General features: G+C 51.9%; 14 protein-coding genes. 13 read left to right on the top strand and 1 reads right to left on the bottom strand.

Going from position 1 to position 17,045, the window contains the following annotated elements; all coding sequences use genetic code 11:
* Nucleotide 1 precedes the first annotated feature (1 nt).
* From MYS68_RS24885 to MYS68_RS24845, 9 genes are all read left to right on the top strand, one after another.
* The gene (locus tag MYS68_RS24885; protein ID WP_248928425.1) at nt 2-844 is read left to right on the top strand and encodes a carbohydrate ABC transporter permease; all 843 of its coding nucleotides are present in this window, start codon (nt 2-4) and stop codon (nt 842-844) included.
* Between the two features lie 39 nt (nt 845-883).
* Nucleotides 884-2,695 carry a sensor histidine kinase gene (locus MYS68_RS24880; RefSeq protein WP_248928424.1) on the top strand — a complete coding sequence of 604 codons (1,812 nt, stop codon included), beginning with the start codon at nt 884-886 and terminating at the stop codon, nt 2,693-2,695.
* Entirely contained in the window at nt 2,692-4,311 is a 1,620-nt protein-coding gene (locus MYS68_RS24875; RefSeq protein ID WP_248928423.1) for a response regulator, read from the top strand. Before MYS68_RS24880 ends, MYS68_RS24875 begins: the two co-directional genes overlap by 4 nt.
* A 218-nt stretch (nt 4,312-4,529) precedes the next feature.
* The gene (locus MYS68_RS24870; protein ID WP_248928422.1) at nt 4,530-4,781 is read left to right on the top strand and encodes a hypothetical protein; all 252 of its coding nucleotides are present in this window, start codon (nt 4,530-4,532) and stop codon (nt 4,779-4,781) included.
* A 563-nt stretch (nt 4,782-5,344) separates the two neighbouring features.
* Nucleotides 5,345-6,247 carry a DMT family transporter gene (locus tag MYS68_RS24865; protein ID WP_248928421.1) on the top strand — a complete coding sequence of 301 codons (903 nt, stop codon included), beginning with the start codon at nt 5,345-5,347 and terminating at the stop codon, nt 6,245-6,247.
* A 117-nt stretch (nt 6,248-6,364) separates the two neighbouring features.
* Nucleotides 6,365-7,957 carry a DUF5050 domain-containing protein gene (locus MYS68_RS24860; protein WP_248928420.1) on the top strand — a complete coding sequence of 531 codons (1,593 nt, stop codon included), beginning with the start codon at nt 6,365-6,367 and terminating at the stop codon, nt 7,955-7,957.
* A gap of 150 nt (nt 7,958-8,107) precedes the next feature.
* A complete protein-coding gene (locus MYS68_RS24855) occupies nt 8,108-9,070 on the top strand; it encodes an aldo/keto reductase (protein ID WP_248928419.1) in 963 nt (320 codons plus the stop codon).
* Nucleotides 9,071-9,207: 137 nt separating this feature from the next.
* The gene (locus MYS68_RS24850) at nt 9,208-9,786 is read left to right on the top strand and encodes a TetR/AcrR family transcriptional regulator (protein WP_248928418.1); all 579 of its coding nucleotides are present in this window, start codon (nt 9,208-9,210) and stop codon (nt 9,784-9,786) included.
* Nucleotides 9,787-10,025: 239 nt separating this feature from the next.
* Nucleotides 10,026-10,907, top strand: coding sequence for a YitT family protein (locus MYS68_RS24845; RefSeq protein ID WP_248928417.1), 882 nt, complete (start codon nt 10,026-10,028; stop codon nt 10,905-10,907).
* A gap of 49 nt (nt 10,908-10,956) precedes the next feature.
* On the opposite strand, the gene uidA is transcribed toward MYS68_RS24845, so the two are convergent.
* The gene (uidA, locus tag MYS68_RS24840) at nt 10,957-12,756 is read right to left on the bottom strand and encodes a beta-glucuronidase (protein WP_248928416.1); all 1,800 of its coding nucleotides are present in this window, start codon (nt 12,754-12,756) and stop codon (nt 10,957-10,959) included.
* A 123-nt stretch (nt 12,757-12,879) separates the two neighbouring features.
* Between uidA and MYS68_RS24835 the strand changes: the two genes are divergently transcribed.
* The 4 genes from MYS68_RS24835 to MYS68_RS24820 all read left to right on the top strand — a co-directional run bounded on the left by MYS68_RS24835 (nt 12,880) and on the right by MYS68_RS24820 (nt 17,045).
* On the top strand, nt 12,880-14,118 hold the full coding sequence (locus MYS68_RS24835) for an AraC family transcriptional regulator (RefSeq protein WP_248928415.1): 1,239 nt from the start codon (nt 12,880-12,882) through the stop codon (nt 14,116-14,118).
* A gap of 74 nt (nt 14,119-14,192) precedes the next feature.
* A complete protein-coding gene (locus tag MYS68_RS24830; RefSeq protein ID WP_248928414.1) occupies nt 14,193-15,041 on the top strand; it encodes a MurR/RpiR family transcriptional regulator in 849 nt (282 codons plus the stop codon).
* A 255-nt stretch (nt 15,042-15,296) separates the two neighbouring features.
* Complete coding sequence (locus MYS68_RS24825) at nt 15,297-15,962, top strand: RraA family protein (protein WP_338043611.1); 666 nt, start codon at nt 15,297-15,299, stop codon at nt 15,960-15,962.
* A gap of 213 nt (nt 15,963-16,175) precedes the next feature.
* Complete coding sequence (locus MYS68_RS24820; RefSeq protein WP_248928412.1) at nt 16,176-17,045, top strand: prephenate dehydrogenase/arogenate dehydrogenase family protein; 870 nt, start codon at nt 16,176-16,178, stop codon at nt 17,043-17,045.

Raw genomic sequence — 17,045 nt, 5'->3', positions numbered from 1 at the left:
GATGACCTACGCAACCGGAAAAACGGAATGGCTTCGCCACTCCTTTGTCATTCTACTGGCGTTTATCATGCTGTACCCTGTCTTATGGATGCTGGGCAGCTCGTTCAAGCCGGCCAATATGATTTTCTCCGAGGTGTGGATTTGGCCGAGCGAGTGGGTTTTTTCCAATTACGCGAAGGGTTGGGCGGGGACTCAGGGGAACACGTTTGCGCTGTTTTTGAAAAATTCCGCGCTCATCTCCATCGGCGCCGTCATCGGCAACGTCGTTTCCTGCTCAATGGCCGCATACGCCTTTGCCCGGCTCGATTTCCGGTTCCGCGCGATCGGTTTCGGGCTGATGCTGATGACCCTGATGCTGCCGCATCATGTGACGCTGATTCCGCAATATATTTTGTTTCACAAGCTGGGCTGGATCAACACGTATTATCCTTTGATCGTGCCCAAATGGCTCGCAACCGACGCGTTTTTCGTCTTCTTGATCGTGCAGTTTATTCGCGGCGTGCCGCGCGATCTGGATGAGGCGGCGACGATCGACGGCTGCGGTCCGATACGGATTTACACGAGCATCATCATGCCGCTCGCTTTGCCGGCGCTCATCACGACGACGATCTTCACCTTTCTGTGGACGTGGGACGATTTCTTCAGCCAGCTGCTCTATTTGAGTGAGGTGTCGAAATATACGGTGCCGCTCGGCCTCCGGCTGTTTCTCGACTCCAGCTCGCAATCCGACTGGGGGCCGATGTTCGCCATGTCGGTGCTGTCGCTCGTGCCTTGTTTTGTCATCTTTATCATCTGCCAAAAGTACTTTGTGCAGGGCATTGCCACCTCCGGCATAAAAGGATAAGATCGAAGTAATCTTTTACCGGATGGGATGATGGATCTCATGAATGTACGCCATTTTCAGCGAATTCCGGCATTTTTTCGCAAAAGCAAACTATCCACGATCATGGTAGCTTGCTTTATTTTTTTAAACCTGCTGTTTCTGACCGCGATCATATGGATCGCCTACAACTCCTTTTCCGCAGCGACCTTTGAGGAGATCAGCAGGGCCCGGCTCGCGCTGCTGAACGAAAGCACGAAGCGCGGCTTCGATTTCAACCAGCAGATGACCGGCACCGCTTTAACGGTGGTCAGCAACAAGGATATCGTCGATCGGCTGGCCGCTCCGGCGAACTCAAGCTTCGACATCATTACCAAACGGCGCGAAATTTCCGACCTGCTCCATCACTTTATGGTCATTACTGCGGGAATCAGCTCGATCGAAATTTATACGGACCGTTTTAACGAAGTGCCTTACACGGCCACCGATCTGGTGTATCCGATCGCGCAAATCCAAAACGAAGAATGGTTCGGCTCCTTGGGCAAAGCCGACGCCATTTGGGTTCCGATCAAGGGGAACGCTTCCCCGGACTCGCTGATCGGCTATGTGCAGCATATTTTCAACGGCAAAGGTGAAACGATCGGCTACGTGTTTGTGCGCATGTCCAAGGACGACGTGCTGCGCAAATTCGCCGACGTGCCGCTTGTGCTGGAGGGACAAGTGCTGCTTGTCGATGCCGGAGGCCATATTGTGCTTACGGTTAACGGAACGGGGAGCGGCGAAGAAGGGGCTGCTGCGGACGAGGAATGGATTCGCGAGCGTTCTGCCAGCCTGAGCGACGGGGTCCACATCTATCGCAAAGGCGCGCGTTCCTATCTCGTGTTGTTTTCCAAGCCGAGCACGCTGCAGTGGCGGCTCGTGCAGATGATTCCGACCGACATCCTGCTGGCCGGAGTCCGCAAAGTCGGCGGCGTCGTTTTGGGCATCGGAGGGCTCATTTTGCTGGTCTCGGCGTTGTTTGCCTTTCTGTTCGTGCGCAATATGATTACGCCTTTGCGGCGGCTGATGATGGAGATGAAGAAACTCGAGCGGGGCGATTTCGCCGCGCATGCGACAAGCTCGTTTACCGAGGAGTACGGGCAGCTCTCCGTAAGCTTCAATCATATGGTGGCAAGGCTGAGAGAGCTGATGGACAGCGTCAAAAAGGAGAGCAAGGCGAAGCGGGACGCCGAGACGAGCCTGCTGGAAGCACAGATCAAGCCGCATTTCCTGTACAACACGCTCGATATGATACATTGGCGCGCGCTGGATTACAAAGCCGAAGATATCAGCTTGATGACGATGAAGCTCGGAAAAATGCTGCGCATCGGACTGAGCGGCGGGAAGCTGTTTATCCGCGTCCGCGACGAGCTTGAGCACGCCTGCTGCTATATCAGCATCCAGCAGGAGCGGCTGCCGTTTCCGATCGATTACAAGCACCATGTCGAGCCCCGGGTAAGAAGCTACTACATTCCGAAGGTCATCCTGCAGCCGATCATTGAAAATTCCGTCATCCACGGAAAATCGCCCGGGACCGCCGAACAGCTTCGCATCCGGCTGGAGATCCGGGAAGTTCACGGCGATTTTGACGCGCGGACGCTCGAAATGAAGCTGACCGACAACGGCAGAGGGCTTCCCGCAGGCTGGGATTTGCAGCAGGCGACCGGCATCGGCCTACGCAACGTGCAGAAGCGGATCGAGCTGTACTGCGGGCCGCGGTACGGGCTGCGGGTGGCTGGCCGGGAGGACGGGCCCGGGGTGGAAGTGACGATCCGTCTGCCGGTGATCGAAACCGAAGAGCAGTTAAAACGATTGTTGGACGGTGAGGACAGTTGAGGTCGATTTTGCTTGTGGACGACGAACCGCATATTTTGGAGGCGCTTCAGCATCACATCGGCTGGGCCGGGCTGAACCTGCGCGTGATCGGCACCGCCGTAAGCGGCACGGAGGCGTATAAGCTCTGCCGCGAGCTGAGACCGGATCTCGTCATGACGGATGTGTACATGCCCGGGATGAGCGGACTGGAGCTCGTGCAACAGCTGCGGGCCGAGCTTCCGGACATCCGGATCGTGATTTTAAGCGGCTTCGAGGAGTTTGAGAACGCCCGCCAGGCGATGCGCTACGGAGTCGACCATTTCCTGCTCAAGCCGGCCGGGGTGAAGGAGATCGAAGCCGTACTCGGCGAAATCATGCAGGATATGGACGTGGCTGAGCAAAAAAAGCGGCTGGAGGAGCGTTACAAACGCGAAGTCGACCGGATGCTGCCTTATTTGCGGGAGAAGCTGTTTTACGAGCTGCTGACGACGCGGTACCAGCAGGACGAGCTGCCGAATGAGCGGCTCGAATATTTGGAAATTGAAAAACCCCGGCGTATCGTCGCCGTCAGCCTGCGGATCACCCGTCCGGCATTTCTGACCAAGCTGCGGGAGAGGGACTGGCAGCTGCTGAGGTTCGGCGCCGGCAATATTGCGGAAGAAATGCTGCGCGACGAGCTCTCCGGCTGGCCGGAAATACAAGGATTTGTGATCGACTATTCGGAAAACGTGTTGGTGCTGCTGCTGTTCCAAAGGGAAGAAGCGGATGAGCCGCTTTACCGGGCGGCCGAAGCGCTTTCGCGGAAGACGACGGAAAAAATCATGACGTACCTCAAGATCGAAGCGATCGCGGGGATCGGTTCGATCCGCAGCGGCATTTGCGAGGTGATCGATTCGTATTTGGAAAGTCGCGAAGCGCTGGAGGCGGCCGAATTTCAAGGCGCCGCGCGGGTTTATTCGTACCGCGAGTGGAGTCAGCTTCAGTCGTCCGCGGACAGCTATACGCCGCTCCTCAAGATGTGGAACGATGTGCTGCCCGGCAAGGATATGGACAAGGTGGAGGGAAAATGGGCCGCAATTCATGCGGAATTGCAGGCGAAGACGCAAACGACGCTGACGGAGCTGCAAACATTTGGCGTCGGCTTGTGGAGCTCGATGATTTTATTCTGGAACGAACAGTTTCCGCTCACGCCGCCCCCGTATACGATGTCCCAGTTTTTGCAGGACATTCACACGCGCTATACGCATAACGAGTTCGTAAAGTGGCTGGACGAGCTGGTCAACATGTGGATTCAAGGCTGCATCAAGGAGTTTATGGGCCGTAAAAGCAACCGTCTGGTGGAAAAGATCAAGGAGTACGTCGAGATGAACTACGATCAGGAAATCAGCTTTGCCGCCATTTCCAAAGAACTGTACGTACATCCGAAATATTTGAGCCAGCTGTTCAAGAGGGTGACCGGCGAAAACTTCGTCAACTATTTGAACCGTTTCCGCATCCGCAAAGCGGTCGAGTATTTGCAATCGGGGCAGCACATGGTGTATGAGGTCAGCGAAATGGTCGGCTTCAACAACCCGGCCTACTTCAGCCAGGTGTTCAAAATCGTCACCGGCAAAAGCCCGTCGGAGTACATGAGATAGCAGCCCTCACGCTCTCGCGTGTCCAAGGCATACGCCTCGTCCTTGTGCGGCCCGTTACGGCTCGTGTCATAGACAAGCCGCAGGCAAACGTCCATTTTTGGCCATGGCTGGGTATATACCGTGGTCGACATAGGTGCATTCCCATAGACTGTTGGTGTGTGAGGAACACATCAAACTTCCCAAATCGCAGGTTTGCCAATTTTATGGAGGTGTCTTCTATGGAAAAATATCACCCGATGCCTATGCCGATACCTATGCCGGTAGCCCCTGTGGCGCAAGCCCCGATTGTGCATGCGCCGGCTCCGATCAACGTCCATGCCAGCTACGAGCAAATCAACGTCTATGAAAAACCGAAGCTGCACCATTTCCATCATCACCCGGTGGTGCCGGCATTCTGGTCGTCGGCGGTCCTTGTTCTCGTGCTGTATATCCTGCTGGTTATCGTGCTGCGCTCAGGATACAGAATATGATGAGCAGAAAAAAACACCCGTTCTTCCTTGGGAGGAGCGGGTGTTTTTTTGCGGTTGCAGATCTGCCAGGGACCGTGTGTTTAAGGATGGATCAGGGCGAAGGCAATTTCCCGGAAACTGTTTATCGTGTAACGGTTGCAGATGAGCTTATAAGGGCCAAATGGATGTTATCAGAACGGTAACGGTTGTCAGAGCGGTTATTTGTGAACTTTCATCGGTTTGAGGGATACAAGATGAGAAATAAGCTCTGCCACAACCGTTACAATGTAAAAATGACGTTTTTGAACCAAATAAGCTCAGCAGCAACCGTTAGCCCGCACTTGTACATGTCGCACATTCAAGCTCAGCAGCAACCGTTAGCCTGCACTTGTACATGTCGCACATTCAAGCTCAGCAGCAACCGTTAACCCGCCCTTATACATATCGCACTTGCAATCGAGATTTATCCAAAAGTTTAACGGGATAGCGATAAGAACCGAGCTTCGCAATTGTTGAAAATACAATTGAAGAAGCGTATGATTGAGGTTTGTTAGAGGAATCGGACAACAAGGGGGCGTGCATCTGTGAAAAAACTGACAAGGATACAATCCGCGCTGCTTATCGTATTTTTAGTTGTCGTTTGGGGAGTCAACTGGCCTTTATCCAAATTCGCATTGTCGTTTATACCGCCGGTTCTGTTCTCCGGGGTACGAACGCTGCTCGGAGGAATTTTGCTGCTGCCCGTTGCTTTTTCGCGGTACGGCAAACTGCATTTCAAGTCGACATGGTCTTTTTATCTCATTTCCGCTTTGGTTAATGTCATTTTGTACTACGGACTGCAAACCGTCGGGCTGAAATATTTGCCTTCCGGGCTTTTTTCGGCCATCGTTTTTCTTCAACCGGTGCTGGTCGGCATTTTTTCATGGATGTGGCTCGGAGAATCGATGAACGGGTTAAAAATCGCGGGGCTTATACTCGGCTTTGTCGGCGTGGGGATCATTTGCAGCGGCGCAGGGGGATTGTCCGGCCATATTTCCGTTACCGGCATTTTGCTCGCACTCGGATCGGCCTTGAGCTGGGCGCTCGGAACGATTTACGTCAAGAAAATAGGCCATCTCGTGGATCCTATATGGCTGGTGACGCTTCAATTGCTGGAAGGCGGCTTGTTTATGACGGTCTTGGGATCGCGCGTTGAACGCTGGTCCGACGTTCATTGGGAGCCTGCTTTCATTTTCAGCTTGTTATTTATATCGATTTTTGTCATTGCCATGGGATGGCTGGTGTTTTATAAGTTAATCGATTCGGGAGAGGCCAGCAAAGTGGCATCTTATACGTTCCTTATCCCCTTGGTGGCTATTTTGACCGGCACTTTTTTTCTGGGCGAGCCGTTTACCGCATCGCTTGTGGCAGGACTTCTTCTTATTTTGGCCAGCATTTATTTTGTGAATCGGCAGCCTGTGGCAGTGAGCGGCGGTACGATGGAGTGACCGGAAAGGTATGATGGGGTGAATTGTTGAATGAAACTTCCTGCTTGGATTTGGCGTCTACCAAGTAGGTTTTCATTTCCGATGACCATCTCATGAAGCAAAAGGGGGAAGCTCAAGGTGTTGAAGAGCCATTTGTCAAAACTTGCATTGTCGGCAGTTTTATGCGCGCTGCCTTTAGTGCCGGCTGTGGGACCGACGAAGTCTGCCCATGCCGCAGCTTCGTTTGTTTCCGTTAAACTGCCGGACTTCCCGGTCACGTTAAACGGTAATCGGGTTGACAGCACGGATCGGTTGTACCCTCTGATCGTGTACAAAGATGTCACCTATGTGCCGATGACCTGGTCGGACAGCCGTATGATGGGCCTGACGGCCGATTGGTCGGCGGATCAAGGGCTGGTGATCGGGCAGGCAGCGGTCACATCCTCGTACGCATCTTACGCCGGTCAGCAAAAGAACGCTTCAAGCCTCCAGGCGTCAGTAGCGCAAGGTCCCATTCAAGTTAACGGTCATCCGGTGGATAACACCAAGGAGATGTACCCGATCTTGAGCTTCCGGGACGTGACCTATTTTCCACTGACCTGGAAATTCGCTCATGATGAGTTCGGGTGGAGTTATCAGTGGGACAATCGGGGCGGTCTTTCCGTTTCCTCCAACAATCCGCGGGTAGAAAACGTCGATCTGCCCGCCGATGCCGTAAACGGTTCGGACGATATCGCACTGTTTCACCAGTATTATTATTTTGTACAGCACACTTCTTCAGGCTCTCATATTTACCGAGTATCCGAAACGGATACTTCGAAGTCGGAATTGGTACGTTCGGTTACGGGTACCAGCTTCATATCCTTTTATGTTTCCAACGATACATTGCGCGCAAAATACCATGTTGGCGGGGCCACTATGGGACATTTCGAGGACATTCGGATCGAACCGCCAGGCCCGGCGGAGGATAGCGCGGAGCCGCCTGCTCATGATACCGTTCAGGTTTCCATGACGCCGCCGCCTTCCGGCGGAAATTTATTTTTGATTCGGGCCGGTCAACCGCAAAGCAGCCCTGTTCGCATCGGCGATCCCGATTTGATCTACGGCTGGCATTTGGAGTTTTCGCCTAACGGGGGAAAAAGCGGCAGCGGTGCCGATACCGGAACGCTGGTCGGAAATCGGGTGTTTGTGCTGGCCTCCCCATCCAACGGTCAAAATCCGAACCGAATTTACAGCGTCGATACGGAGACCAACGAGACGGTCAAGGTCGTCGATACGTCGGTCAGCTATTTTAAAATGATCGATAATAAGCTGTTTTATGTCAAAGACTCGGACCATCAGTTATATTCCGCGGACATAGACGGAACAAACGAAGCGAAATTGTCTGCCACCGCCCCGGTATCCTGGTTCCAGGGTCTGCAAGGCAGCGTCTTTTATACCGTTACCAAATCAAACGGACTTAAGGAGCTGCACCAATTGCCCCCGAACGATAATGACAAGCTGCTGTCGGAAGAGGATTTCAAAGACGTCGTTATTTTGCAAAATAAATTGGTTGCCACACTTCCGGAGGGCTCGGATTACGGAATTGTAGTTTTCGACCATTCCGGAAAGCCGGAGTTGAAAGTCGCGGATCATGCCGAGGGAGTTAAAGTTTTTTCAAACCGGCTGATTCTGACTTCCCGGACAGACCATACGGTGAAGCGGATATCCGGCCTGTTCGGGTCTCCGTGACGAAGGCCGGTGCAAACTGATTATTGACATGACTTCGGCAGTGCTTGAAAATAGATTTGGATTGATGTTCAAGTTACCGTGCGTTCGGCTGCCGGAGTCGAGATTTTCAGAAAAGCAGTGCAAATAGTGATAGAAAGCGAGGTCAACGTTATGTCTTCTTCTATTTCCGTTCGGCCGCTGGGCCAAACCGGGCTGTTGGTGTCGCCGATTTGTGTGGGCGGCGCCCCCCTCGGCGATATGCCCGAAACTTTCGCTTACAGCGCGCCGGAAGAAAACGCTTTAGCGACCATTCGCGCCGCTTTCTCAAGCCCGATCAACTTCCTCGATACGGCTGCGGCCTACGGCGATGGAGAAAGCGAGCGTCGGATCGGCAAGGTCATTAAGGAGATGGGCGGACTCCCCCCGGGTTTCGTGCTTGCCACCAAAGCGGACCGCTGCTTAAAAACCGGAGATTTCAGCGGCGAGCAAATCAAACGCTCCATCGAAGGAAGTCTTCTCCGCTTGGGGCTGGATCGCCTGCAGTATGTATACATACACGATCCGGAACATACGACCTTTGAAAACGTGATGGGTCCGGGTGGACCGCTTGAAGTGCTGAAAAACTTCAAGGATCAGGGAGTCATCGAACACATCGGCATGTCCGGCGGTCCGGTCGATATGCTCATTCGTTATGTGGAAACGGGGGAGTTCAGCGCCGTGGAGACGCATAACCGTTACACGCTGCTCAATCGGTCGGCCGAGCCTTTGCTGGATGTGGCAAATCGATTGGGAGTTGCGGTGATCAATGCAGCGCCCTACGGCAGCGGCATGCTGGCCAAAGGTCCGGATGCCTACGCCCGCTATGCTTATAGCGATGCGCCACCGCTCTTGCTCGAACGCGCCCGGGCCATCGCCAAAGTTTGCCAGGAATACGAAGTGCCTCTTGCTGCGGCGGCCCTTCAATTTTCCATGCGCGACCCTCGCGTTACCAGTACGGTCGTCGGCATGACCAAGCCGGAGCGGATCGCCCAGACGCTGGAGCTCGCCGCTCACCCGATCCCTTCCGAGCTTTGGCCCAAGCTGGACGCCATCGGATTCGATACGGAAGATCCCGAGGCGAATAGATTTAAATAACAAGATAAGCTGACATCGGTAACCGCCGGCGTCAGCTTCCTTTTTTATCGTTTGCGGACGAAAGAGAATGATCGGTAAAAGTAATTATTTACTGATCGTTCCCAAAATGGTATGATGGGGTTAAGGGGGTATTGAAAATGGCCAGAAGCAAAGAATTCGAAGAAAACGCCGTTCTGGAGAAGGCCATGAAGCTGTTTTGGGAGCAAGGGTATGAGAAAACCTCGATGAACGATCTGGTCGAACATATGGGGATTCATCGAAGAAGTCTCTACGATACCTTTACCGATAAACACACCTTGTTCCTTAAAGCGATGGATCGATTCGAAGACCGGATCACCGCCAGATTGACGGCAGGGGTCAGGCAATCCGAGACGGCCTCGCAGGCGCTCCGGTTTGTTTTCGACTTCATCATCCATGGCGAGGAAGATGCGCCGCCCGGCTGTATGTTTGTGAATTCAGCCGTCGAATTGGGGATTCGGGATGCCGACGTCGACGCGAAAGCGATGAAGGCTTTTACTAGAACGGAACAGATGCTTGCAGAAATCGTATCGTGGGGGCAGCAAACGGGAGAGTTCACGAAGCGGTACGAGGCGAAGGAGTTGGCCGAGTATCTTCAAAATACCTTAACGGGACTCCGGGTCATGGTTCGGACTTCGGCTCCGAAAGAAAAACTGCGGCGGATTGCCGAATTATCGATGCATACTTTAAAGGCATAAAACATCAATTTTTTTTCACTTTACTAGAACGATCGTTCTCAATGAGAGGCGGTCATCACGGGGAGGAAATGAATCATGACGAACAAAATCGCTTTGGTAACCGGAGCAAGCAAAGGAATCGGATTCGAGATAAAAAATTTGTTATAAATCAGGATTACTGGAAACATTAAGTTTTGTATTCGAAGCAATCCCGGGTGGAGTCTGATTATAGACTCCACCCGCATTATCATGGAGGTTATATGGAAGTCAAGGAGTGCGTGGCGAAGCATCCCAAATTGAACCGGCTGAAGTTAATTCGCCGCATCGTTTTTATGATTGTCGGGGCCGGGCTTTTCTCGGTAGGATTGGAAATATTTCTGGTCCCCAATAATATCATCGATGGCGGTATTACCGGAATTTCCATCATATTGGCTCATGAAACTCGCCTGCCGTTAGGCATATTTTTAACGGTTTTAAACGTCCCGTTTCTTCTTCTCGGATATAAGCAGATAGGGAAGACATTTGCCTTTTCCACCTTGTTCGCCGTCCTGATGATGTCGATCGGCACAAGCCTCCTCATACCCGTACCGCCGCTTACGATCGATCCTTTGCTGGCCTCCGTATTCGGAGGAATCATCCTGGGGATCGGCGTGGGATTGGTCATTCGATCGGGCGGGTCCCTGGACGGTACCGAAATAGTGGCGATTTTGGTAAGCAAAAAAAGCCCTTTTTCGGTGGGGGAAATCGTTATGTTTTTCAACGTTTTTATTTTGGGCAGCGCCGGTTTTGTGTTCGGCTGGGACCATGCGATGTATTCATTAATCGCATACTTTATTGCCTTTAAGATGATCGACATCACCATCGAGGGGGTAGACCAATCCAAATCCGTATGGATCATCAGCGACAATAACGATGAAATCGGCGAAGCCATCACGAGCCGGCTGGGAAGGGGCGTCACCTATTTGGAAGGCGAAGGCGGATTTACCGGTTCTTATAAAAAGGTCATTTTTTGCGTCATCTCCCGGCTTGAGGAAGCCAAGCTGAAATCGATTGTCGATGAAATGGACACAGGCGCATTCCTCGCGATCGGCAACATACATGATGTCAAGGGCGGCCGTTTCAAAAAGAAAGATATTCATTAACCTGCCGCCGGGACGGATTTTGCTTGGAGCGGGGTCTGACTCAAGCCGTTCACTTCTTGTAACCGAAATCCGGAATCGCCGACCATCTCCGGCGAAGCTCGTGCGCCGCGGCCTTAGGTTTTCTCTCGCGGGTAAATACTCCTTTTTTGTTGCCCTGAACGCGGAGGATCCCTTGGCTTGTATTAAAATCGGCGAAATTCCACACCTGCTCCCCGACAAAGCAGTCCAATCGGTCGAATATTTCATGATTGGCACGTAAGTACTCTACCTGATATTCCTCCGTGAACATCACAGGGTCGACATCGTGCAAGCCCGCCACCGTATCTGCGCCGTATTCCGTCATCATGATCGGTTTGCCGGGGCAGCGCTCGGTCCATTGCTGTAGTTCCTTGTGCAGCTTGAGTCTCGCGGAAGCCAGCTCGCCTCCTTCGCTGTACCAGCCGTAATAGCGGTTCAGCGCAAGCACATCGACGAGCTCCGCCACTTTGCACGTATCCGGTGTGGACCACCCGTGGGTGACGATGGTGACAGGCCGCTGCTGCGGGTCGCAGTCCTTGGCTAACTTCACCAGCGGTGCGAAATACTCATAGGCTCCGTCCTCTTCGGAGGCGGGCTCGTTGGCGATCGACCACATGACGACGCAGGGGTGATTTTTATCCCGTGCGATAAGCTCGCGGATCACATCCTGATGATGGCCGAAGGTTCCGATATGCTCCCAGGTGTTGCGTCGCGCCTTTTGCCCGAACATCGTCGCTGCAAAATTCAAGTGAACCCCGACCGCCGGCACCTCATCGATGACGACGATCCCTTCCCGGTCGGCAAGCCTCATCAGTTCCTCGGAATACGGATAATGTGCGGTGCGAAACGAGTTGGCGCCCATCCACTTCATCAGCCGGAAGTCCGTCACATTAACCGCTTCGTCGAAGCCCCGTCCATGGATCGGGAAATCTTCGTGCTTGCCGAAGCCCTTGAAGTAAAACGGCTTGCGATTGATGAGGAATCGTCCGTCCTTCACTTCCACCGTTCGGATGCCGAAGGGCTGTTCGTATACGTCAATCAGCCGCCCTTCCCGGCAAAGCTCGACCCGAAGCGTGTACAGGTAGGCGTTCAGCGGCTCCCACAGGCGGGCCGACGGGATCTGAACCTGCCCTGTGAAGCCTTCAAACTGCGCTGCGACATCGCCGGATTCGTCCAGGACACTCGCCTTAATTTCGCCTTCCCCTTCGACAGCAATTTCATATCGGACAATGCCCATGGAATCCTGCAAATCCGTAACCACCGCAATATCCTTGACGTAGGCGGCCGGTGTCGTATAAAGCTTGACAGGCCGGTGGATGCCGGCATAGTTAAAAAAGTCGAAGTTCGGGTTGTTGCGTACGACCTTCCCCAATCCCTCAATGTCGACCTCCTTGTAGTGCCCCACCGGGAGCGTCGTTTCGTCGACGATGTTGTTCACGGCTACGGTCAGCCGATTTTTCCCCGATGTTACCAAGCTATTGATCACCGCTTCGAATGGGGTGAAGCCGCCTTTATGCTCCACGGCCAAAACTCCGTTTACATAAACCTTTGCGACATGTGTGACCGAGCCAAAACGCAGCACCAGCCGCTGGGAGGCCAGCATGGCGGGAACCGTGAATTCGCGTTCGTACCATACCCACCCGACGTGGCTGCGGATGTCCGCATTTACGCCGACATCGTTATAGGAGGCGGGGACAGCCATGGAGATGGCATCATCAAGCTTGCTTTCGTACCACTTTTCTTCAAAGCCTTTTCCGGTGTCCAGCTTGAACGACCAAATTCCGTTGAGATCCAGGACTCCTCGGGTTTCAGTGACGACAGGATATAACATAACGAACACTCCAATCCGATTGAAATCGCTATCATACATCCATTATACTTAGAACACATGAAATTAGATAAGACTTGAATAGTGTTTATAGGATCTATTTAACATTGAACAAAGGTGTGGAGTATGGAGAATAATTCATTAGTTCAAGCAGGTACGACTGTGTTTTACTTGACCGATCTGAACACCTACGTTTGGGACGAAACCGCCGGCCTGCAGCTTTCCTTTGAGCGGACTCCGCTGCCGGAGTTTCTCAAGGAGCGGCAGGCCGCCGACTTATCGGCGATGCTGAATGCGGCGCGGCAGTATCCGGAGCAGGCTTGTGTCTATACGAATGAGCTTGGCTTGTCTTACGTTGCCGCGCTGTGGAACGGGGAAGAAAGTTTGTTTGCGGTCGGCCCTTTTCTGACGCATATGCCCGAATTATCCAAGCTTGCCGGCGCAGCGCATATCGAGCAGAACAAGCAGATCGTGCTGGAAGCTTTTTTTCGCGGGCTTAAGCTGATGGGAAATTCCAAAATCCGCAGCATCGCCGGCGTCGTCCACCGGATCGGCGAGATCCCGCAAATTTCAGTGCAATTCATGGATGTGCGTCAAACGTCTTCAGGTACAACCGGGCAAAAAAGGTCCCTTTTGCAGGAGGCCCTCTATCAGCCGGATCCTGAACATGCCGATTTGATCGATCTCAGATACAAAATGGAAAAACAAATGATGCACGCCATCCAGAAGGGGGACATGGCAAAGCTGAAGGAATCGTTTCTGAAGTCGCGGAATTTGTTCGACTTCTCCGAGCGTTATCCGGGAAGGCCGCTGCGGGCCGTCAAAAACGGCCTCATCGTGCTGAACACCATTATGCGGATCTCCGCGGAGCGCGGGAAAGTACCTCCTTTTTACCTGCACCATCTGTCGGAGAAATTCGCCATCGAGATCGAGCGGCTGGAAAGTCTGGACATGCATGAGAAGCTTGTGGAGCGCATGTGCCTGGAGTACTGCGGCATGGTCAAACAGTATACGCTTGCCGGTTATTCGGCGCTTGTCCAAAAGGCGGCCGGTTACCTGGAGGTGCATCTCGGACAGCCTTTCGAGCTCGAAGCTTTGGCCCGCTATTGCTCGGTTCATCCGGCGCATCTCTCCAGGCAGTTCAAAAAAGAAACCGGCCGCACGCTGACCGATTTTATGAACGGCCTGCGAATCCGCGAAGCCAAGCTGCTGCTCCGGCTGGACCGCACTCCGATCGAAGAGATTGCATCGAAGCTGGGCTTCGAGGATCCCGCGTATTTCGCCCGCGTATTCAAGAAACAGGAGGGTATGACGCCTTCGCAATATCGAAATTCGGAGGATGCACATCTTTTAATTCAAAAATAAAAATGTTACTATGTAGTTGTTGGAGAGTAATAAAAATTACTTTGGTTTAGAATACTACTAACTGGAGCCGATAAATGGAAAATCCGATCATCCAATTAAAAAATAAAATTTCCGAGTTAACCGAGACCCAGCGGAAAGTTGCGGACTATATCATCAAAAATCCGGTTGATGTGGCGTTTTTGACGGTCGATCAATTAGCCGGATTGGTCGGAACGAGTACGACTACCATCATGAGGCTGACCTTCAGTTTGGGTTATTCCGGCTATTCCGAATTTCAGAAGGGGCTCCAGGAAATTTTGCGGAACAGAGCCGATCCGAATACCAGATTGGCGGCTAATTTAAAAGATACGACCGGAAGCGATCTATGGGTCCGTTGTGCCGAGAATCACATCAATAACATCCAGTCGACCGTTGAAATGAATTCGAGTGATTCTTTGCAAAACATATTGGAAATGATTATTTCCGCAAAACATATCTATTGTACGGGAGTCAGAAGCGGGCTGCCCGTAGCGCAAAGCTTGACATACGGGCTTAACCGGCTGCTCGGCAACTGCGATTTGGTTCATGCCGATCATTTTGAATGGACGGAAAGAGTGCATGACTTCGATTCATCGGTTTTGGTTATTGCGACCAGCTTTCCGAGGTATGCCAGAAAAGTATTTGAGTTCGTTAAAGCCGCCAAGGAGAACAAAGCGAACGTTATATCCATAACCGACAGCTATTCTTCCCCGTTGGTCAAGTTTTCGGATGCGGTTTTACCGTGCAATGTGAGCAGCGTAGCGTTTCATAATTCGATCATCGCTCCCATGTTTATAGCGGATTACATCATAAGCGCCGTCGTTATTCATTACCCGGAGAAGACAAAACATCGTCTCGATAAGCTGGATACCATTCTCAAGGAAACGAATTATCATTTAACTTGATAGAGCCAGAGCCTTAAGGGTGTGGGAAAAAGAAGTTCGGATTGGCTTGAATCCGAATAGCTTTTTTCCCACACCTTTTTTTGTTTCCCGTCTTAAAGAGTATGAATACACTCTAAAAGCGGCGCACCGGCACGAATTCCGAAAAAAAGGTTTACACGAAAAAAAATCAATGTTACTATTACTTACGAAAGTAATAAATATTACTACACAAATATATGTCGTTATATTTACTACAACGCTAGAGGTGAAGTATTAATGAGCCATTTTTATTTTGGAATGAATTCGCCATTATTGCCTGAGGAGATTATTCAACGAGCCAAGCGGCTTAGCGCATCTCTTTTTTGCGACGTGATGGGGCGAACGGGGGCCATGGATCCTTCTATAAAACCTGTCTCATCCGGAATGAAGGTGTTCGGCACTGCGTTGACGGTGGATTTGAGACCGGGGGATAACCTTTTCCTGCATCAAGCGATTAATTTGGGGCAGGAGGGTTATGTGATCGTCGCAGACGGAAAGGGCCATGTCGCAAACGCTTACCTTGGCGAGCTGATGGCGGAGGCGGCACAGAAAAAGGGTCTGGAGGGAATCGTCATTGACGGAGCCGCACGCGACAAAGAGGCCCTCATCCAGCTCCATTTTCCGATTTTTTGCAAAGGCTTTAATCCGAACGGGCCGCATAAAGACGGTCCCGGCAAGCTGCATACGGCTATTTCCTGCGGTGGGGTTTCCGTGCAGCCCGGGGATTTGGTCGTTGGCGATGATGACGGTGTCGTTATTGTGCCAAGAAATATCGTAGACGAGGTGCTCACCCTGGCCGAGAAAAAAGCGGAAGATGAGGAGAAACGCAAGCTATCCATAAGGCGGGGCGAAATCGAGCCGTCTTGGTTAAAAACAGCGATGGCGCCCTATGGAATGGAATGAATTACAAAATTTAAAATTATAGAGTGTGTTCAAAAAGCGAGCGAAGGAGTTAAGGGGTGTGCTGAAGGAGCGATAGCGTTCGCCTTTGAGATCGTAAATAATCCGCTTAATATTATTAAAAAATTTACGATCTCAAGAACGACCGGGAGATTTCCCCTACTCCGAAGCGACGTACCTTTTTGAGCACGCTCTTCATAGAAAGGATAGAGAGAGATGCAGCTGGGATTTATCGGATTTGGAGAGGCAGCATTTGAAATGTCGGCAGGACTGAAACAGCAAGGCGAGGTAGACATTGTCGCTTACGATCCGATGTGGAACGACGCAACATTCGGTCCCTTAATTAAGGAACGGGCGGAAAAAGCCCAGGTGCGATTGCAGAAAGAACCGGAGGCCGTGTTAAGCCAAACCGACATTCTGATCGTTGCCGTGCCTGCGGACAAAGCTTACGAAGTCAGCGGCGCTTTAAAACCGTTCTTGAAGCAAAATTGTATTTACATTGATGTATCCGCTTCCAACCCGACTGTGAAACAAAAAATTAATGACAATATTCGCGGGAACGGGGTAAAATTTGTTGATGCAGCCATGATGGGGCCTCTGCCGGTATACAAGCACAAGGTGCCTATCCTGGCGAGCGGAAGCGGAACCGACGCTTTCATTGAGCTTTTGTCTCCATACGGGATGGACATCAGCAAGGTTAGTGACAATCCCGGAGACGCTTCAGCGGTTAAATTGATCCGCAGCATCTACATGAAAGGAATTGCGGCTCTGCTGCTCGAGATGTTGGAAGCGGCACACCACTATCATGTAGACGAGCTCGTCATCAGTTCCATAAGCGAAACCATGAACGGCAAAAGCTTCGAAGACACGATGAACCGGCTCGTAACCGGCACATCCATCCATGCGGTCAGAAGAGCCGCTGAACTGGCCGGTTCCATCGATATGCTGGAATCCTCCAGTATCGATTCGACCATGTCGAAAGCGGCAAAAGATAAACTCGATCTACTGTCCCGTTTCAATCTGAAGGAAAAGTTTCATGGAAAAACACCGAGCCGCTGGCTGGATGTCATTGAAGCATTACAATAA

Source organism: Paenibacillus hamazuiensis (assembly GCF_023276405.1).
GTDB classification, from domain to species: Bacteria; Bacillota; Bacilli; order Paenibacillales; family NBRC-103111; genus Paenibacillus_AF; species Paenibacillus_AF hamazuiensis.
Note: the sequence above shows the minus strand (reverse complement) of the source record. Positions and strands in the feature narration are given on the sequence as shown.